Raw genomic sequence first — 19,160 nt, forward strand, 5'->3', positions numbered from 1 at the left:
CGACCCGGCCGCCGCGAAACGCCTGGCCGCCGCCCGCGCGGTGGTGGCGGGGCTGGCCGAGCAGCACCACATGCCCACGGAGAACCTGCTGCAGCCGGATGCGGTACGACGGCTCACGTGGGAGCCACCCGCGGAGATCAACGAGGAGACCGTCACCGCTCGGCTGCGCGAGCTGGGGGCCCGCGAGTGGCAGCTCTCCCTGACCTCCCACCCCATCACCAAGGCCCTGGCCCGCCTGGAAACCCGCGACCTGTAGCCCCAGGCCGGCCTCCAGGTGGGGTCCAACGCTGCGGCCCGGCTGGAGCCCGTGCTTCTCCGGCCGGGCCCGGCCGTCGCGGCATCCACCAATGCGTTCAAGGGCCGGTCGTGGCGACGCCGACGCACGCCGGTGGTCGCAGCCCTCGGGTCCATGGTGTGCTCGCTCCAGACAGCCCGGACACAGGGTTTCGGGGGACGAGCGGCGGGGGCTACTTGACGTGGTTGGTGGGGCGGCCGTACGGTTCGGGAAAGCGCTTTCCCCACGTTTGTCCTGAAGGGATCCTCAATGAGCGTGCGCACCATCGGCGTCGTGATGAACGGCGTCACCGGACGGATGGGCTACCGCCAGCACCTGGTCCGTTCCGTCCTGGCCATCAACGAGCAGGGCGGTGTCACGCTCTCGGACAGCACCAAGGTGAAGCTCAAGCCCGTACTTGTCGGGAGAAACGCCGACAAATTGGCAGACATCGCGGAGAAGCATGGGATTTCAGAGTTCACCACGGACCTCGACTCCGCCCTCGCCAACGACGACAACCTGATCTACTTCGATGCCCAGGTCACCAGCGCCCGCGTCAAAGCCGTCCTGAAGGCCATCGAAGCGGGCAAGCACATCTACGCCGAGAAGCCCACCGCCGAGTCGACGCAGGAGGCGATGGCGCTGGCCGAGGCGGCCGCGGCCAAGGGCGTGAAGAACGGCGTCGTGCAGGACAAGCTGTTCCTCCCCGGCCTGCTCAAGCTCAAGCGGCTGATCGACGGCGGCTTCTTCGGCCGGATCCTGTCAGTGCGCGGTGAGTTCGGCTACTGGGTGTTCGAGGGCGACTGGCAGGAGGCGCAGCGCCCGTCGTGGAACTACCGGGCCGAGGACGGCGGCGGCATCGTGCTCGACATGTTCCCGCACTGGCACTACGTGATGGAGAACCTGTTCGGCCGCGTCCAGTCCGTCTACGCCCGCGCTGTAACGCACATCCCGTCACGTGTGGACGAGCAGGGCAAGACGTACCAGGCCACCGCGGACGACGCCGCGTACGGGATCTTCGAGCTCGAAGGCGGCATCGTCGCGCAGATCAACTCGTCCTGGACGGTTCGCGTGAACCGCGACGAGCTGGTCGAGTTCCAGGTGGACGGCACGCACGGCAGCGCGGTCGCCGGGCTGCGCAACTGCCGGGCCCAGCACCGCTCCGCCACCCCCAAGCCCGTCTGGAACCCTGACCTGCCCGCCACCGCCCGCTTCCGCGACGGGTGGCAGGAGGTGCCGGACAACGCCGAGTTCGACAACGGGTTCAAGGTGCAGTGGGAGGCGTTCATCAGGCACGTGCTGGAGGACGCGCCCTTCCCCAACGACTTCGCCTCGGGCGCCCGCGGCGTGCAGCTCGCCGAGCTGGGGCTGCGTTCGAACGCCGAGGGCCGCAAGATCGAGGTGCCGCAGCTGTGACGACGATCGACCTGCCCGGGATCGGGGCTTACGAGCTGCGCGAGCCGGTGACGTGGGCGGTGCCGGACAAGCCGCCCGCCAGCCGCATCGTGTACGCCGCCGCCCATGTGGTGGCCGACCCGCTCGGCGACAACACGCCCGGCTCTCCCGCCGCCGTGGACTGGGAGGCCACCCTGCGCTTCCGCCGCCACCTGTGGTCGCACGGCCTGCGTGTCGCGGACGCCATGGACACCGCCCAGCGCAACATGGGCCTGGACTGGGCGGCGACCAAGGAGCTCATCCGGCGCAGCGCCGCCGAGGCCCGCTCGTACGGCGACCCGGCGACGCTGGTCTCCTGCGGCGCGGGCACCGACCACGCGCCTCAGGCCGCCGACCTGAACACGATCACCGCCGCGTACGCCGAGCAGATCGAGACCGTCCAGTCGGCCGGCGCCGGGGTGATCGTCATGGCCTCCCGCCAGCTCGCCAAGGTGGCGACGGGTCCCGACGACTACCACCAGGTTTACGGCAAGCTGTTCGGCCTGGCCGACCGGCCGGTGATCCTGCACTGGCTGGGCGAGATGTTCGACCCGCAGCTGGCCGGCTACTGGGGTTCGCGGGACGTGGCGGCGGCGACGGAGTCGTTCCTGGAGCTGATCCACGCCCATCCCGCGATGGTGGACGGCGTGAAGGTGTCGCTGCTGGACGAGGAGCACGAGGTACGACTGCGCGCCGCGCTTCCCGAGGGCGTCAAGCTGTACACGGGCGACGACTTCAACTACCCGTCGCTGATCAAGTCGGGCTCGCACGCGCTGCTGGGCATCTTCGACGCCATCGCCCCGGCAGCGGCGGCGGCCCTCCAGGCGCTCGACTCCGGCGACCTGGACCGCTATGACGAGATCTTCACCCCGACCGTCCCTCTGTCGCGGAAGATCTTCGAGGCGCCGACGTACAACTACAAGACCGGCATCGTCTTCCTGGCCTGGCTCAATGGCCACCAGGACGCGTTCGCCATGGTGAACGGCGCCCAGTCGGCCCGCTCGCTGCTCCACCTGTCGGAGGTGTTCCATCTCGCCGACCAGGCCGGGCTGCTGGCCGACCAGGAGCTCGCCGTACGCCGGATGAAGGCGCTGCTGGCGGTGAACGGCCTGTGAGCCTTGCACTGAACCAGTGGACCACCAGGCGCTGGTCCGTGGCCGAGGCCGTGGACGGGTGCGTGCGGCACGGCCTGGAGGCGGTCGGGCTGTGGCGGGAGAAGGTCGCCGAGCAGGGTCTCGCGGAGAGCGTGAAGCTGGTACGCGAGGCCGGGCTGCGGGTGTCGTCGCTCTGCCGGGGCGGCTTCCTCACGGCCGGCGGGCTGCCGGGCGAGGAGGGGCGGCGTGCCTTCGCGCAGGCGCTGGACGACAACCGGCGGGCCATCGACGAGGCGGCCGAGCTGTCGGCGGCGTGCCTGGTCATGGTGGTCGGCGGCCTGCCGGGCGTGAAACCGGGCGAGCCGCTGCCCGCGAGCGGTTTCTCGCGCGACGTGGCCGGGGCGCGCGAGCGGGTGGCGGAGGCGCTGGCGGAGCTGGCGCCTTACGCCGGGGAGCGCGGGGTCAAGCTGGCCCTGGAGCCGCTGCACCCGATCTACTGCCCCGACCGGGCGGTCCTGTCCACCCTGGGCCAGGCGCTCGATCTGAGCCTGGCGTACCCGGAGGACCAGGTCGGCGTGGTGGTCGACACGTTCCACGTGTGGTGGGACCCGCGGGTGTTCGAGGACATCGCGCGGGCCGGCCGCAGGATCGCCTCGTACCAGGTGTGCGACTACCTGCACCCGCTGCCACAGGACATCCTGCTCGGGCGGGGCATGATGGGCGACGGCGTGATCGACTTCAGGCCGATCACCGAGGCCGTGAAGGCCGCCGGGTACACGGGCGACATCGAGGTGGAGATCTTCAACGCCGACATCTGGGCCGCCGACCCCGACGAGGTGGTGGCCACGATGAAGGCCAGGTATGAGGAGCTGGTGCTCCCCTGAGCTACCTCGGCTTGTCCCACACGAGCAGGTAGCGCCGGAGCAGGAGGCGGCGGAAGCGGCAGCCGGGCAGCAACCGGCGGGCCGCCCGCCCCACCTCTCCCCACGGCATGACGGGATCCATGGCCGGCATGCCCGCCCCACTCTTGCGGCCGTGGCGCAGCTGCAGCACGCGCGAGGCCGCCTGCCCGGCGAGGCGGACGACCCAGTCCAGAGGCGAGCGGTCCCTGCCGAGGCCGACGACCACCAGCCGCCCGCCGGGCTCGAGCAGCCGCACCAGGGCGTCCACGGCCTCGCGGAAGTCAGCGTGGTGGAGGACGGCGACGGCGGTGACGAGGTCGTACTTGCCCTCCGGAAGTGCCCCCTCCGGATCGTCGAGGTAGTCCGCCTCCACGAATGTGACGTTGTCCAGGTGGCCGTGCCGGCGGCGGGCCATCGCGATCGCCTCGGTGTGCCGGTCCGCGCCCGTCACGGTGGCGACGCGGGCCGCGAGCTTGCTCGCCAGCAGCCCGTCGCCGCATCCGACGTCGAGCGCCCGCTCGCGCCCCTCGGGCACGAGCCGCAGGACGAGCCGCTGGTAGTGCACGTTGTGGTTCCAGTAGGCCTCGGGCATTTGATCACATTAGCGTCACGGTGCCCGCCGCGCCGTTCACTTCGATCTCCTGGCCCGTGGTGATGCGGTGGGTGGCGTCGGGCACCCCGACGACGGCCGGGATGCCGTACTCCCTGGCCACCACCGCGCCGTGCGACATGGCGCCGCCCATCTCCATCACCAGCCCGCCCGCCGTCAGGAACAGCGGCGTCCAGCCGGGATCCGTCGAGGGGCAGACCAGGATCTCGCCCGGCTCCAGGTGGGCGCCGATCGGATCGAGCACCACCCTGGCCACGCCCGTGACGGTGCCCGCCGAGGCGGCCGTGCCCGTCAGAGCGCCATCCGCGGCCGCGGACGCGAGCGCCTCGGGCTCGGTGCCGTCGGACAGCAGCACCCTGGGCACGTGCCTGCGGCGCGACTCCTGCCCGTACGCCGACCGCCGCTCCTCCACGACCTCGCGCAGGTCGCCCCCGCCCAGGGCGGCCCTGGCCTCCTGGAAGCTCAGGAAGAACACGTCGCGCGCCGAGTCCACGACGCCGAGCTCCACCAGGTGCTCCCCGACCACCAGCATGCTCTGCCGCACCCCGGCGAGGGTCTTGACCAGGTAGAACTTGGGCAGTTCGCGCAGCCCCGCGAACTCCCGGGTACGCCGCAGCCCGAAGCGCACCACGGGGGCCCGCCACCAGCCTTTGCGCCGGGCCGCGGACACCACGTGGGCGATGGCCGAGCGCGCCTGCTCGGCGCCCCTGGCGAACAGCGCGGAGGGTGCGAGGTCGGCGCCGCCGTCCATGCGCAGGTAGTTGGCCAGCACGCCGATGATGTGCGCGGGCTCCTCCGACCAGCGCGGCACCCCCAGGTCGATCTCCGCGACACCCCGGTGGCCGTACTTGTCCAGGAACGCGGTGATCTCCCGCTGGGCGACCGGCGGGAGCCCCCCGGCCTGGTAGAGGTCGACCAGCTCGGCTACCGGCTTCTCCCTGAACGGCTCCGGCTCGACGCGGGTGGACAGGTCCCACAGCTCCAGGTCCATCTCCGTGGTCGGGTTGTGGGGGACGCTGCGCAGGACGTCCTGCATGTCGTTCAGCGGCACGCCGGAGAGCTTGGAGGCCAGCGCGAACAGGCCGTAGCCGGTGATCACGATCGGCATGATCGAGAGGATGACCGGGAAGGTGCCGGCGAGCAGGCGCTCGGCATGGTCCAGACGCTGCTCCGGGGTGGCCGACGCAGGCGGCACGAGGCGCCGGTCCAGCTCTGTTCCGAGGCGGGCGGTGTACTCGAGGGCCTCGCGGGGTCTGGTCAGCGCGAGCAGGGCCCTGGAGGGGGCGTGGATGCCGCGGGCGAACCTGCGCACGGCGCGCAGGACGGGGCGGCGTGAGGTGTACGTCAGAGAGAGCCGCGGATCTTGCATCAACTGCTCGAAGAGGGGGACGGCGCGGGCCTCGCCCAGCGCGAGCATGCGTGGCAGCACAGCGCGGCCGAAGCGGCTGCGGATGGCCGCGGTCAGGTCGAGCCACATGCGCTGCCCCGACGCGGCCGCGAACGGCGCGCCGTCGAGCGGGTCGGCCGGTCCGTAACCGAACAGCCTCGCCGCTCCACCGCTGATCAGCCGGAACGCTGACAGCCCCATCGGAGTGAAGGGCGCCATGACGCCCTGAACCACGTTGACCGAGAAGTACACCCGCAGGCCGGCCCGGGTCTGCTCGGGCAGCGGGTAGAGAGTGGTGATCGGCCTGGCCTGGGTGAGCCAGATCTTGCCGTCCTCGTCGATGGCCCACTCGGTGTCCTGGGGCGCGCCGTAATGGTCCTCGACGCGGACGCCCAGGCCGGCCAGCGCGCGCACCTGATCGTCGGTCAGGCAGAGATCCTCGTGAGAGGTCTCGACGCGTTCCGTGCCGCCGCCGGGCACCGAGCGGATGATCAGGCGCTTGTCGCCGGCGTGCCGTTCGAGGATCTCGCCGCCGTACACGACGAAGCGGTCGGGGTTCACGGCGCCGGAGACGACGGCCTCGCCGAGGCCGGGGTTCGCGTCGATGACGGCCTCACGCCGCCGTCCGGTCACCGGGTTGGCGGTGAACATCACCCCCGCCATCCGCGAGTCCACCATCACCTGGACGACCACCGCGAGCCGCACGGCGGCGTGGTCGATGCCGTTGGACTCGCGGTAGGCGACCGCGCGGTCGGTCCAGAGCGAGGCCCAGCAGCGGCGCACGGCGTCCACCACCGCCTCGGCGCCGACCACGTTGAGGAAGGTGTCCTGCTGCCCGGCGAAGCTGGCGAACGGCAGGTCCTCGGCCGTGGCCGACGAGCGGACCGCGACGGGCACGTCGTCGCCCAGGGCGGTGTAGGACTTCACGATCGCCTCGTGGACGGCCTCCGGCACGGGCGCCTCGAGCAGGTGCCGCCTGGCCCTCTCGGCGAGCCCTTCGCCGCTCGTCTCGAGGCCCTGCGCCACCTGCCGGTACGCCTCCGTGGTCAGCACCCATCCCGGCGGGACGGGCAGGCCGGCCCTGGTCAGCTCACCCAGGTTCGCGGCCTTGCCGCCCACCTCGGCCAGCATCCCCGCGTCTACCTCGGCGAAGTCCAGTGCCGTGTTCATCGCGTGCTCCTCTGCGGTTCAGCGTCCTGTCACTCAGTTTCACGCTTTCCCGGCAGAAATTCAACAGTTGATGAAAAGATCCGTGCCGTCCAGATCCCAGGCGGGGTCGGTCGCTATGCCCAGCACGCCCAGCGCCGTCGGCCCCACGTCGACCAGCCGCGGCTCGCCGAGCGGGCGGCCGCCCAGGTCATCGCCCAACCGGTTCGCGATCACGAACACCGTGCGCTCCTCGTCCGAGGTCCCCCCGTGCCCGCCCCCGTCCACATGCCCGTGGTCGGTCGTGATCAGCACCGTCCATCGCTCATCGGGGTACGTGGACCGGCCGCGGACGGCGTCGAGCAGGTAGCCCAGGTAGGTGTCCTGCGTCTGGAGCGCGGCGAAGTACTCGGGGCAGTGCGGGCCGAGGTCGTGGGCCACCTCGTCAGTGTCGCCCAGGTACACGAAGACGGCATCGGGGTCGGCCGCCGCCAGGTGCCGCTCGGCGGCCTCAGCGACCTGCTTGTCGGCGGCGGCCCAGGTGGCCATCCCGTACCCGTCCAGCACCAGCCGGTGGTCGATCGCCCGGCTGAAGGCGCCGTGCTCGTCGAGCGCCGTCCAGGAGAAGAACGCGGCGGTGCTCAGCTCTGGCCGGGCGTTCTTCGCACGAGTCAGGAAGTCCGGAAATTTCGTGAAGTTGGGGTTGGCGAAGCCGTTGTCCACCACGCCGTGCTTGTCCGGCCAGACCCCGGTGGCGATCGACGACCAGCCGGGACCCGAGTCGGTACGCGAGGCGATGATCCGGCTGCCCGGCTCGGGCGACTTGGGGACGACCTCGCCGGGCGACTCCGTACGCGGCGTTCCCGCCTCGCCGTAGGGGAGCTTGCTGGTGCCGTACGCGCCGGAGGACATCAGTGCGTCCAGCACGGGCGCACCCAGGGCTTGGAGCCGGTCGAACCGCAGGCCGTCCATGCCGACGACGAGCACCTTGTTCCGCTTAGAAGGGGGCATGCCCCTATCTAAGCGGCGATGCCATCTAAGGGGCGAAGCGCCGCACCCAGTCAGCCGCTCCCGGCACGATCTCCTCGACCGGGGCGACCTGCGGATACCACGTACGCTCCCACTCCAGCGACACCCACCCGTCGTAGCCCGCTCCGCGCAGCAGCTCGCCCGACTCGTCCAGCGGCACCGACCCCGTCCACATGGGCACCGGCGTGGTGTCCTCGGCCGAGACGGCATCCTTGACCTGGACGTACGTGAGGTACGGGCCCAGCGCGGCCAGTGTGTCGGCCGGGGACTCACCGTGGCGCCACGGGTGCAGCAGGTCCCAGATCGCGCCGGTGGTCTCGGGGCAGCCGGCCTCGGCCAGCAGCCCGGCCACCGCCGCGCCGGTGGCCATGAGGTCGTGCGTCTCGACGAGGACGAGCGTGCCGAGCGCGGAGGCCGTACCGGAGACGGCTTTGAGCCTGCGGGCGCCGACGGCGGCGTCGCCGCCGCGCGGGAACACCCGCACGCCGGGCGCCCCCAGATCGGCGGCCAGCTGGAGATCGGCGGTCAGCGCCTCGATGACCGGTTCGTCAGCCCCCGGCTCACAAATGCCGACATATCCGGCGAGCGCTGAAATTTCTAGACCTGCCCGCTCCACCCGCTCCCGCACCGAGCGCCGCCCCGCGGCGTCGAGCCCGCTGTGCACCCCGGTGTCCTTGTGCAGGCGAAGCTCGAGGCCCTGGCAGCCGCCTCCGGCCGCGATCCCGATCGCCCTGTCGAGCCCCTCGCCGGGCATCCCCAGCGTGCTGACCGCCAGCTTCATGCCAGCCTCCGTACGCTCTCCCGCAGCACGACCTCGCCGGCCACCTGCTCGACCACTACGGCGTCCTCCTCGCCCAGCGCCAGCTCCAACGCCCGCGCCCCCATGTCCTTCAACGGCAGCCGCACTGTCGTCAGCGCGGGCACATGATCGCGCAGTGTCACGATGTCGTCGAACCCGGCCACCGAGACGTCCTCAGGAACCCTGACCCCGCGCTCCCTGTAGGCCGCCAGCGCACCGACCGCCATCACGTCGTTGACCGCGAACACGCAGGTCGCGTCCCCGACCTGCTGGGCCGCGGCATAGCCGCCGTCGCGGTCGAACGGCCCCTGGATCACCTGGGGCGCGGGCAGCCCCAGCTCCTCCAGCGCCTCGGCGAATCCGGCGCACCGGTCGGCCGCCGTGACGAGGTGCGGCGGCCCGGCCAGCACCGCGAACCGCGTGTGCCCGAGCCCGGCCAGCGCGCGGGCCAGCTCGGCCGCCCCTTCCCTGTTGGCGGGCGCGACGGTGTCGACGCCGAGGAGGTCCTGACCCACGCAGGCGGCACGGCCGCCGCCCGACTGATATCGGGCCAGCTCGTCGCGGAGCCGCCCCGTGACGGCTGGATCGGCGACGCGGGAGCCGACCAGCAGCACCGCCCGCACGCGCTGGGCGTGCAGCGTGGCCACGTAGGCGATCTCCTGTTCGGGGTCGCGGTGCGTGGTGCCCACCATGACCAGCAGGCCCTCGGTGGCGGCCGCCCGCATCGCCCCGTCCGCCAGGGCCGCGAAGTAGGGGTCGGTCAGGTCGTGCACGACGATGCCGATGACGTTGCTCGCCCCGCGGGCAAGCGTCTGGGCTGCGATGTTGGCGCGGTAGCCCAGTTCGTCAGCGGCTTGCTCGACGCGCGCGCGCAGGGCGGCGCCCACCTGGCGGGTGCTGCCGTTGAGCACCCGCGAGGCGGTCGCGAGCGAGACGCCAGCCTGCCTGGCGACGTCTTCAAGCGTGACCACGAGACCTCCCCGGAAAGCGGTTTCCAAGTCTGCCAGACCAGCACCTGGATCCGCATCCCCTGGTGAGCACCCTATGGGGCTCAGGCCCAGGGGAACAGGATGTCGAGCAGGCCTTTGCTCTCCTTCGTCGGCGTGGGCGCGGGCGCCTGGGTCTGGGGCGCCTGAGTCTGGGGCGCCTGGGTCTGGGGCGCCTGGGTGGACTTGGGCTCCGGTGCCTTGGTCCGCACCGTGTTGTCGGCGGGGTCGCCGGAACCGATGTCGTTGCTGTCCGGCTCCTGGGTCTGCGGGGCGCGGGTAGGCCGGGTGCTCGCCTTCGACGTGGGCTGGCCGATGCGCGTGTTCGTCGGGCGGGCCGAGGGCTCGCGCGTGTGCCGGACCCGCTGCGTCGGTTGGGTGGTCGGTTCCTCGGAGTCGGTCGGCTCAGGGGTGTCCGAATCGGTGGGCTCCGAAGTGTCCTCGTCCGAGGCCGTGTCCTCGGGTGCCGCGGACTCCGAAGGAGAGGTCACCTCGCCCGCGCTGGCGCACTGACCGGCCTTGCAGGGGTCGTCGGAGGAGTTGCCGGTGAGCAGGAACCCCGCGCCCACGCCGACCAGCACCACTGCGGCGGCCGCCACCAGCAGCTTCCTGGTACGGCGGCGCACCTCGCCCTCACCGCCACCGGAACGGCCACGTCCCTCGCCGTCACCGGAACGGCCGCGCGAGCGCCCCTCGTCCGAGTCGTCCGTCCAGCCGGAGCCGAGGAAGCCGCGCTTGGGCCGCTCGTCCTCGCGGTCGTCGTCGAGGCCCCCCTCGTAGCTGCGGTCGAGCGGGAGGTACGGGTTGTCGTCCTCGATGCGGTGCGGGCCGCTCGGCTCATCGAACAGGTCCCGCGTGCCGCTCGCACTGGGCTCGCCGAGCACGTCGTGCGGGCCGCTGGGGCCGCCGAGGTCATGCGCGCCCAGCAGGTCATGGGAGCCGCCGGCCCCGGCGTACGGGTCATGCGAGCCGCTTGAGCCGCCGAGCACGTCGTGGGGGCCGTCGTCGAGCACGTCACGGCCCTCGATGAGCTGCGGCTCACCCTTGTCGAGCGGGAGGATGTAGGTCTCGTTGCCGACGACCTGGATGGCGGGCTGCTCGTCGGTGTCCTCAGTGCTCCACCGTGGGGAAAGCACGTCACCCATCTCGGGGTTTAACGACCTCCCCTGCCCATCCTCATAAGGCCTGTCGTTCTCGTCGCGCGCCACGATGGAACCTCTCTGATACGAATTCGGACCGCGCCCTTTCCTAGCAGACCCAACCTCAGCTTGTCCGGAAATTTCACACGTTTCCCTAAAAACACTCTCTGTAACATTCGTCACTTTGGGCAAGGATAGTGCTGCGGCCTGCTTACGAAGGCATGCAAAAGACCGGATGAGCGCTACGGACCGGCGCCGAACGGAACGGACGCGTTACGACTGTCGCGGCCCGTCTGACCCGGGAGCAGGTGTCACAGGCACGGGTTGGTGCTGGAGTCGACGACCTTGTCCTTGAGCGAGTCAGGGATCGCCGAGACCACGCGCACCCCGGGCCAGTCCGCCCCGATGACGAGCTGGATGATCGGCCCGTCCGGCGTCTGGGCGTCCTGGGCGATCTGGGCGGCCTGCGGTTTGTACGGCTGCGTGTTTACCGGCCGGACCTTGCCCGCCACCGGCGTCTTCTTCTCCTTGGACAGCCGCGCGGCCACCACGTCCCCATAGGTGGGCCCGTCCGCGGTGTCCTTCTTCGCGTACCGGATGGCGGTGTTCGCGGTCGTGGCGGCGTTGCCGACCTCCGTGATCACGAACCCCTGCGCGGCCAGCTGGTCGGCCACCTGGACCGCCTTGCCCGGCTCCCCCGTGCCGTTGAGCACCTGGACGCGCACCTGCTTGTTCTCGATCTTGGGAGCGGCGGACTTGCCGGGCGCGAGGGTCGCGGTGACCTCGACGTCGTTGCGTACGCCCTCGAAGAAGTCGCGCGCGGCCGGCTGGCTGAACTGGACCCGGTTCTTGTCCTGTGGATAGGGCTCGGTGGGCACGGTGATGCCCTTGAGCTCCTTGGCCGTCAGGCCCTTGACGCTGTTGGCGATGTCCAGCATCCGGTCCAGCGTCAGCCCGCTGTCCACGGTCACGGCGGCGGCGGACGCCTCCAGGAACGCGTTCAGCCTGGCCGGATTGGTGAGCAGGCCGCCGTTGGTGACCGCCTCGAGCACCTTGGTGAGGAAGACCTGCTGCCGCTGGATCCTGCTCAGGTCGCTGCCGTCGCCCAGCGCGTACCTGGTGCGTACGTATCCCAGCGCCTGCTCGCCGTTCACCACGTGCTTGCCCGCGCCGAGCACCAGCTTGGACTTGGGGTCGTTGACGGCCTTGGGCAGGCAGATCTCGATGCCGCCGATGGCGTCGATGATGCCCTTGAAGCCGGTGAAGTCGACCTTCACGAAATGGTTGATCTTGATGTTGGTGAGCGACTCGAGGGTCTTGATCGTGCAGTTGATGCCGCCGTCGTTGAAGGCGGAGTTGATCTGGCGCAGCCCCCCGGGGAGCACGGTGCCGGTACGGCTCCGGCACTCGGGAATCATCACCATGGAGTCGCGCGGGAAGCTGATCATGGTGGCCTTGTCCCGGTTCGGGGAGATGTGCAGCAGCATGATCGTGTCGGTGCGCTCGCCGATCTCCTTGAGATGGGGCCCGTACCTCTTGTTGTCGCCCTCACGGGAGTCGGAGCCGACCAGCAGCACGTTGAGCGCGCCGGTCTCCGGTGGGCGGCTCGCGCCGACTTCGATGGGCACGCGGTCGATCCCGCCCTCGATGCGCCGGTAGTACGCGTACGCCGCGAGCGAGACGGCCACCAGCACGAACGTCAGTCCGATGCTGACCCACCCCAGCACGGAGACCCGCCTTCGCGGGCCCGGCTCGCGGCTCCGCCGCCGAGGTGGAGCTTCCACCGGATATTTCGCGCTCTGTCTCACACGCCCCCCTCCGCAGAAGAGAAACGCGTTCCCCTTCCGGTGACGCGCAGTGTACTGAGAAAACGCGTGACTCAAGGACTGTCGCGCCATCTCGACGACGGCGGCAATTCACCGGGGTGCCACTCTTCCGTGCTAGCGAGGGCTCCATCCAAAGCCCGCGAATCCGGGGCGTCGCTACGGGGAGTGACGCCATCATGACATGCATGCTGTTGACCGAGACGGCGCCCCCTCCAGGCGCTCAGGAGCTGACCGAGTTGCGGGCCACGGCCAGGGCCGCCCGCCGCCGGGCCTTCGTCGCACTCTCCGCCGCCATCGCGCTGCTGGCCACCGCCCAGTTGCTCGCCGACCGGGCCCCGACCAAGGAGCAGACGCTGCCGCTGGCCGTGCTGTCGCTGGCGGTCTTCATGATGGCGCTGCCCGCGCTGGCGATCACCCAGTACGTCTGGGGCGCCCATGCCCGGCTCGTCCACCAGAGGGAACGCGAGCTCTACGCCGTGGCCCGCTCGGGATGGGCGCGGCCACTCAGCCGGCTGGCCGTGGCCTGCGGCTGGGCGGTGACGCTGCTGCTCGGCTGGACGGCGCCGCACTTCTTCCGCGAGGCCGCCCTGTACGCCTTCGCCGACGTCCTGGCCTGGGCCGCCGAGGCGCTGGCGGTGATGAGTCTCGCGGCAGGAGTGTTGTTCGTCCTGTGGTGGGCACGTGACGCGGTGGGGATGCTGGTGCGTGCCCTGCGGCCGGGTGGATCACCTGGCGATCCGTGGGACCCCGGCCGGGGCGCGTGCCCGCGAGAGGGCGCGGCGCTCTGGACGGGCGCGGCCGTGGCGGTCGCGGCCCTGGTCGGGGCCCGCGCCCATCTCTGGGAGCCGGGCACGGCCGTCATTTACGCGTTGCTGACCGTCGCCCTCGTCTGCGGAGTAGTTACTGGCGAGTAGCATAGGCACGGAACCCACTCTCCAACGAGGAGCGAATCCGTGCCTTCCTCTCGTGACGTCGTGTTCGTCGACGGCGTGCGCACGCCTTTCGGCCGGTCAGGACCGAAGGGGCTGTACGCGGAGACCCGCGCGGACGACCTGGTCGTCCGCGTCATCCGCGAGCTCATCAGGCGCAACCCCGACCTGCCCCCCGAGCGGGTGGACGAGGTCGCCATCGCCGCGACCACGCAGATCGGCGACCAGGGCCTGACCATCGGCCGGGCGGCGGCGGTGCTGGCCGGGCTGCCCAAGAGCGTGCCCGGCTACGCCATCGACCGCATGTGCGCGGGCGCGATGACCGCGGTCACCACGGTCGCGGGCGGCATCGCGTTCGGCGCGTACGACGTGGCCATCGCGGGCGGCGTCGAGCACATGGGCCGGCATCCGATGGGCGAGGGCGTCGACCCGAACCCGCGGTTCCTGTCGGAGAAGCTGGTCGATCCGAGCGCGCTGGTCATGGGCATGACGGCGGAGAACCTGCACGACCGCTACCCGGCGATCACGAAGGAGCGCGCGGACGCGTACGCGGTGCTGTCGCAGGAGCGGGCGGCCAAGGCGTACGCCGACGGCAAGATCCAGCTCGACCTGGTGCCGACCGCGATCAGGACGGCGGAGAAGGGCTGGGGCCTGGCGGTCGAGGACGAGGCGCCGCGGCCCGGCACCACGATGGAGGGGCTGAGCGCGCTGAAGACGCCGTTCAGGCCGCACGGCAACGTCACGGCGGGCAACTCCTCCGGCATCAACGACGGCGCCACCGGCTGCGTCGTGGCGGCCAAGGAGGTGGCGGACGAGCTGGGGCTGGGCGCGAAGATGCGGCTCGTCTCCTACGCGTTCGCGGGCGTGGACCCCGAGGTCATGGGCGTGGGGCCGATCCCGTCCACGGAGCGGGCGCTCCGGCTGGCGGGCCTGGACATTTCGGATATCGGGCTGTTCGAGATCAACGAGGCGTTCGCCGTACAGGTGCTGGCCTTCCTCGACCACTTCGGGATCGCGGAGGACGACCCCCGCGTGAACCAGTACGGCGGCGCCATCGCCTACGGCCACCCGCTGGCCTCCTCGGGCGTGCGGCTGATGACGCAGCTCGCGCGGCAGTTCGGCGAGCGTCCCGACGTGCGGTACGGCATCACCACCATGTGCGTCGGCATGGGCATGGGCGGCACTGTGATCTGGGAGAACTTGACGTGATCGAGCGAAGCGAGAGAACAATTAGACACAGCAGCCTGCTCGCAGGACCGACGAAGGAGGGCCTGTGAGCAACCTCGAGACCTGGCGGGCGCTGCTGAGCGAGCGCAACACCGACGAAGTCGTCACCAAGGCGCTCGTTCGCGATGTGCAGCTCCCCCACGGCGCGGGCACGATGGCGCTGATCACGCTGGACAACGGGTTCGACCACACCAAGCCCAACACGTTCGGCCCGCACGGCCTGTTCGCGCTCAACGGCGCGCTGTCGGAGATCGCCGAGCGCACCGACCTGGCCGCCGTGGGCGTGACGGGCAAGCCGTTCATCTTCGCCGTCGGCGCCGACCTCAAGGGCGCGGCCGCCCTGACCACGCACGAAGAGGCCCTGGCCATCGGCGCGCTGGGCCACCACGTCTTCCGCAGGCTGGGCGAGCTGCCGATCCCGTCGTTCGCGTTCGTGAACGGCGCCGCGATGGGCGGCGGGCTCGAGGTGGCGCTGCACTGCACGTACCGGACCATCTCCTCCGGCGTGCCCGCGGTGGCGCTGCCGGAGTGCTTCCTCGGCCTGGTGCCCGGCTGGGGCGGCACACAGCTCCTCCCCCGCCTGATCGGCCCGGCGAACGCGATCAAGCTGATCATCGACAACCCGCTCTCGCAGAACCGCATGATCAAGGGGAAGGAGGCGTACGAGCTGGGCGTCGCGGACGCGGTGTTCGAGCCCGCCGACTTCCTGGAGGAGTCCCTGCGCTGGGCCGCCCGCGTGATCAAGGGCGAGCTGGCCGTGGAGCGGCCGTCCCACGACGAGGACTGGGACAAGGTGGTCGGCGACGCGCGCTTCCTGGTGGACATGAAGCTGCGCGGCGCCTCGCCCGCCCCCTACCGCGCGCTCGACCTGGTCGCCCAGGCCCGCACGGCCTCCCGCGACGAGGGCTTCGCCGCCGAGGACCAGGCGCTGGCCGACCTGCTGATGGGCGACGAACTGCGGGCCGGGCTCTACTCGTTCGACCTGGTGCAGCGCCGCGCCAAGCGGCCCGCGGGCGCGCCCGACGCGTCGCTGGCCCGCAAGGTCACCAAGGTCGGCGTGGTGGGCGCGGGGCTGATGGCCTCGCAGATGGCGCTGCTGTTCGCGCGCCGCCTGGAGGTGCCGGTCGTGCTGACCGACCTCGACCAGGCCAGGCTCGACAAGGGCGTCGGGTACGTGCACGCCGAGGTCGACAAGCTCCTCGGCAAGGGCCGCATCTCGAACGACCATGCCAACCGGATCAAGGGTCTGGTGACCGGCGCCCTGACCAAGGAAGCCTTCGCCGACGCCGACTTCGTGATCGAGGCCGTGTTCGAGGACCTGACTGTCAAGAAGCAGGTGTTCGCCGAGGTGGAGGCCGTGGTCTCGGCCGAGTGCGTGCTGGCCACGAACACCTCCTCGCTCTCCCTGACCGAGATGGGCGCCGATCTGGAGCATCCCGAGCGGCTGGTCGGGTTCCACTTCTTCAACCCGGTGGCCGTCATGCCGCTGCTGGAGATCATCCGCGGCGCCGCGACGGACGACGCCACGCTGGCCACGGCGTTCGCGGTGGGCAAGACTCTGAAGAAGTCGTCTGTACTGGTCAAGGACGCCCCCGCGTTCGTGGTCAACCGGCTGCTGACCTGCTTCATGGGCGAGGTCGTGGCGGCCGTGGACGAGGGCACGCCGCTGGAGGTGGCCGAGCACGCGCTGGACGGGCTCGGGCTGCCGATGACGCCGTTCGCGCTGCTGCAGCTCGTCGGCCCGGCCGTCGGCCTGCACGTGGCCGAGACGCTGCACGAGGCCTTCCCCGACCGGTTCGGCGTCTCGGAGAACATGGCCAAGCTGGTCGCCACGGGCAAGCCGGGCGTGTACCGCCCCGACTTCACGTTGGACCCCGAGGCGGTGGCCGTCTTCTCCGGCGGCTCGTCACCGTCCACCGCCGAGCAGGTACGCGACCGCGTCCTGGCGGCGCTGGCCGGGGAGATCCGCATCATGCTGGACGAGGGTGTGGTCGCCGCACCGCAGGACATCGACCTGTGCATGATCCTCGGGGCGGGCTGGCCGTTCCATCTGGGCGGGATCACTCCGTACCTGGACAGGACGGGCATCGCCCAGCCGCGCTTCCTCGCCCCGGGAATCGCCTCAGTGCCTGTCTGATCCTTTAAGGAGGCCCGTCCGGCGGGCCTCCTTAACCTATATCGACCTCCGTCGTAGCGTTTTGTAGCGTCCTACGAACGGAGAGTAGTCATGATTCGAGTACTTGGCACCGTCGCGGTCTGCGGAATCGTCATGCTGGGCATGTCGTCGCCCGCCGTGGCCACGCGCCCGAAGGCGCCGAAGGCCCAGCTCAAGGTCGGCATCGCGGTGAAGGGCGGGTCGCCGACAACGGTCCGGCTCCAGTGCGGGCCCGCCGGGGGTACCCACCCGGACGCCCGCGCGGCCTGCCAGCTGCTGGAGAAGGTCGACGGGCATCCCGAGCGGCTCAACGTCTCGCCGGACGCCGCCTGCACCCGGGAGCTGCAGCCGCAGGCCGTCGCGATCTCGGGCCGCTGGGACGGCAAGAAGGTGCGCTGGGGCAAGGTCTTCGACAACGCCTGCCTGGTGAAGGCCGCGACAGGAGAGGTCTTCACCCTCTGACACGACTCAGGGGGCGGGGATCGCGCCCGCCCCCTCAGTCGTCGCTCTTGGCCCCGGGGGTCGCGGTCCTGCTGTGGCGGTAGCCGTAGAAGAAGTAGACGATGACGCCGACGAGCATCCAGACCAGGAACCTCAGCCACGTCTCCACCGGCAGGTTGAGCATGAGGTAGAGGCAGGCCAGCACGGACAGGATCGGCAGCGCCGGCACCAGCGGCGCGCGGAACGCCCGCTCCAGGTCGGGCCTCGTGCGCCTGAGTATGACCACGCCGATCGAGACCACCACGAACGCGAAGAGCGTGCCGATGTTCACCAGCTCGGCCAGCTCGCCGAACGACACGAACCCGGCCAGCGCCATCGTCACCACTCCGATGACGATCGTGAGCCGGGCCGGCGTGCCGAAGCGAGGGTGGACCTTGGCCAGCCGGCGCGGCAGGAGCCCGTCGCGGCACATCGCGAACAGCACCCGGGTCTGGCCCAGCAGCAGCACCAGCACCACGGTCGTCAGCCCGGCGATGGCGCCGACGCTGATGATCGTGGCCAGCCAGGCGTAGCCGACCGAGGTGAACGCGTCGGACAGCGGCGCCGAGGTGCTCAGCCGGTCGTAGCGCTGCATGCCGACGACGACGAGCGAGACGGCGACATAGAGAGCCGTGCAGATGGCCAGCGAGCCGATGATGCCGCGCGGCACGTCGCGCTGCGGATGGATGGTCTCCTCCGCGGCCGTGGCCACGATGTCGAAGCCGATGAACGCGAAGAACACGATCGCCGCGGCGGAGAAGATGCCGAGCACGCCGAACGCGACGGGCGTGACGCCGAACAGCACCTGGATCAGCGGCGCCTTCAGCCCTCCCACGCGCGGCGTGGACACCGCCTCGGGGATGAACGGCGTGTAGTTGGCGGCCTTGACGAAGAACAGCCCGGCCCCGATCACCAGCAGCACCACCAGGATCTTGGTGATCACGAGGATGAGGTTGACCCGCGAGGACACCTTGATCCCGGCGACCAGGATCGAGGTGAGGAGGAGGACGATCACGATGGCGGGCACGTTGACCACGGGGTTGTCGCCCGCGATGGCGCTGGGCAGGTGGATGCCGACGGACGAGAGCATCGAGGCGAAGTAGCCCGACCAGCCGACCGACACCACGGCCGCGGCCAGCGCCAGCTCCAGGGTCAGGTCCCAGCCGATCACCCACGCGGGGAACTCGCCCAGGGTGGCGAAGGCGAAGGTGTAGGCCGAGCCGGCGACCGGGATCGTGGAGGCGAACTCGGCGTAGCACAGGGCCGCGAGCCCGCAGACGATGCCCGCCACGACGAACGAGACCGCCACCGCGGGCCCCGCCACCTCCCTGGCGACCTCTCCCGTGAGCACGAAGATCCCGGTGCCGACGATCACCCCGATGCCGAAGATCGTCAGGTCGGTGGCGGTGAGGCGCTTACGCAACTGGTGTTCGGGGTCTTCGGTGTCGCGGATCGACTGCTCGACACTCTTCGTGCGAAAGATCTCCACAGCGAGTGATCCTTCCCACGCCCTGGGTGATCATGCCTGGCCACACGGCGACAACGGCCCGTCCGCCGTCCGCGGACGCCGCCACGCGGACCGCGAACGAGGCGCCGGAATGACGCGGATGCGCCTCGCACCACCGGCGAGGCGCCGTCGCCGGCCGGCTCGGGCGGGCCGGCACGCTCGACGGACGCCACAAACAGCCACTTCCCCCCGCCCACGTCACGGCGCCCACGCCGCACCGCAGGCCAGGGTGCCGG

The 19,160-nt window shown here is 70.8% G+C and carries 15 protein-coding genes and 1 pseudogene; 8 read left to right on the forward strand and 8 right to left on the reverse strand.

What is annotated here, in order from left to right; translation table 11 throughout:
- From AB0J09_RS11310 to AB0J09_RS11325, 4 genes and pseudogenes are all read left to right on the forward strand, one after another.
- Positions 1-256: pseudogene (locus tag AB0J09_RS11310) on the forward strand (ribonuclease D); the annotation flags it as partial.
- 288 nt (positions 257-544) lie between these two features.
- On the forward strand, positions 545-1,690 hold the full coding sequence (locus AB0J09_RS11315) for a Gfo/Idh/MocA family oxidoreductase (protein ID WP_360688783.1): 1,146 nt from the start codon (positions 545-547) through the stop codon (positions 1,688-1,690).
- Between the two features lie 20 nt (positions 1,691-1,710).
- Entirely contained in the window at positions 1,711-2,823 is a 1,113-nt protein-coding gene (locus tag AB0J09_RS11320) for a dihydrodipicolinate synthase family protein (protein ID WP_360688843.1), read from the forward strand.
- Positions 2,820-3,686: a sugar phosphate isomerase/epimerase gene (locus AB0J09_RS11325; protein ID WP_360688785.1), complete on the forward strand. Its 867-nt coding sequence runs from the start codon at positions 2,820-2,822 to the stop codon at positions 3,684-3,686. Before AB0J09_RS11320 ends, AB0J09_RS11325 begins: the two co-directional genes overlap by 4 nt.
- Position 3,687: 1 nt before the next feature.
- Here the strand turns inward: AB0J09_RS11325 and AB0J09_RS11330 are convergent, their stop codons facing one another.
- From AB0J09_RS11330 to AB0J09_RS11360, 7 genes are all read right to left on the reverse strand, one after another.
- Positions 3,688-4,296, reverse strand: a complete 609-nt coding sequence (locus AB0J09_RS11330) for a class I SAM-dependent methyltransferase (RefSeq protein ID WP_360688787.1) — start codon at positions 4,294-4,296, stop codon at positions 3,688-3,690.
- A 4-nt stretch (positions 4,297-4,300) separates the two neighbouring features.
- Positions 4,301-6,871 carry a PEP/pyruvate-binding domain-containing protein gene (locus AB0J09_RS11335; protein ID WP_360688789.1) on the reverse strand — a complete coding sequence of 857 codons (2,571 nt, stop codon included), beginning with the start codon at positions 6,869-6,871 and terminating at the stop codon, positions 4,301-4,303.
- Positions 6,872-6,931: 60 nt separating this feature from the next.
- Positions 6,932-7,858, reverse strand: a complete 927-nt coding sequence (locus AB0J09_RS11340) for an alkaline phosphatase family protein (RefSeq protein WP_360688791.1) — start codon at positions 7,856-7,858, stop codon at positions 6,932-6,934.
- Between the two features lie 25 nt (positions 7,859-7,883).
- Entirely contained in the window at positions 7,884-8,657 is a 774-nt protein-coding gene (locus AB0J09_RS11345; protein ID WP_360688793.1) for a sugar phosphate isomerase/epimerase, read from the reverse strand.
- The gene (locus AB0J09_RS11350; RefSeq protein WP_360688794.1) at positions 8,654-9,646 is read right to left on the reverse strand and encodes a LacI family DNA-binding transcriptional regulator; all 993 of its coding nucleotides are present in this window, start codon (positions 9,644-9,646) and stop codon (positions 8,654-8,656) included. Before AB0J09_RS11350 ends, AB0J09_RS11345 begins: the two co-directional genes overlap by 4 nt.
- An 80-nt stretch (positions 9,647-9,726) precedes the next feature.
- Complete coding sequence (locus tag AB0J09_RS11355) at positions 9,727-10,797, reverse strand: hypothetical protein (RefSeq protein ID WP_360688796.1); 1,071 nt, start codon at positions 10,795-10,797, stop codon at positions 9,727-9,729.
- 314 nt (positions 10,798-11,111) lie between these two features.
- Positions 11,112-12,527 (reverse strand): LCP family protein, encoded by a 1,416-nt coding sequence (locus AB0J09_RS11360; RefSeq protein WP_360688798.1) that lies wholly within the window; start codon positions 12,525-12,527, stop codon positions 11,112-11,114.
- Between the two features lie 284 nt (positions 12,528-12,811).
- Between AB0J09_RS11360 and AB0J09_RS11365 the strand changes: the two genes are divergently transcribed.
- The 4 genes from AB0J09_RS11365 (at position 12,812) to AB0J09_RS11380 (ending at position 17,399) form a co-directional block, all read left to right on the forward strand.
- Positions 12,812-13,540, forward strand: coding sequence for a hypothetical protein (locus AB0J09_RS11365; RefSeq protein WP_360688800.1), 729 nt, complete (start codon positions 12,812-12,814; stop codon positions 13,538-13,540).
- A 39-nt stretch (positions 13,541-13,579) separates the two neighbouring features.
- Positions 13,580-14,764 carry a thiolase family protein gene (locus tag AB0J09_RS11370; protein WP_360688802.1) on the forward strand — a complete coding sequence of 395 codons (1,185 nt, stop codon included), beginning with the start codon at positions 13,580-13,582 and terminating at the stop codon, positions 14,762-14,764.
- Positions 14,765-14,828: 64 nt separating this feature from the next.
- Positions 14,829-16,919: a 3-hydroxyacyl-CoA dehydrogenase NAD-binding domain-containing protein gene (locus AB0J09_RS11375; protein WP_360688804.1), complete on the forward strand. Its 2,091-nt coding sequence runs from the start codon at positions 14,829-14,831 to the stop codon at positions 16,917-16,919.
- Positions 16,920-17,009: 90 nt separating this feature from the next.
- Positions 17,010-17,399 carry an SSI family serine proteinase inhibitor gene (locus AB0J09_RS11380; RefSeq protein WP_360688806.1) on the forward strand — a complete coding sequence of 130 codons (390 nt, stop codon included), beginning with the start codon at positions 17,010-17,012 and terminating at the stop codon, positions 17,397-17,399.
- Positions 17,400-17,433: 34 nt separating this feature from the next.
- On the opposite strand, the gene AB0J09_RS11385 is transcribed toward AB0J09_RS11380, so the two are convergent.
- Entirely contained in the window at positions 17,434-18,906 is a 1,473-nt protein-coding gene (locus tag AB0J09_RS11385) for an amino acid permease (RefSeq protein WP_360688808.1), read from the reverse strand.
- Between the last annotated feature and the right edge of the window lie 254 nt (positions 18,907-19,160).

Origin of the sequence: Nonomuraea sp. NPDC049784, assembly GCF_040659615.1 — a bacterium.
GTDB lineage: Bacteria > Actinomycetota > Actinomycetes > Streptosporangiales > Streptosporangiaceae > Nonomuraea.

Coding starts and splice junctions, on each gene's coding strand:
- AB0J09_RS11330 (WP_360688787.1), bottom strand. CDS start 4,296: ATGCCCGAGGCCTACTGGAACCACAACGTGCACTACCAGCGGCTCGTC.
- AB0J09_RS11345 (WP_360688793.1), bottom strand. CDS start 8,657: ATGAAGCTGGCGGTCAGCACGCTGGGGATGCCCGGCGAGGGGCTCGAC.
- AB0J09_RS11315 (WP_360688783.1), top strand. CDS start 545: ATGAGCGTGCGCACCATCGGCGTCGTGATGAACGGCGTCACCGGACGG.
- AB0J09_RS11380 (WP_360688806.1), top strand. CDS start 17,010: ATGATTCGAGTACTTGGCACCGTCGCGGTCTGCGGAATCGTCATGCTG.
- AB0J09_RS11335 (WP_360688789.1), bottom strand. CDS start 6,871: ATGAACACGGCACTGGACTTCGCCGAGGTAGACGCGGGGATGCTGGCC.
- AB0J09_RS11340 (WP_360688791.1), bottom strand. CDS start 7,858: ATGCCCCCTTCTAAGCGGAACAAGGTGCTCGTCGTCGGCATGGACGGC.
- AB0J09_RS11365 (WP_360688800.1), top strand. CDS start 12,812: ATGCTGTTGACCGAGACGGCGCCCCCTCCAGGCGCTCAGGAGCTGACC.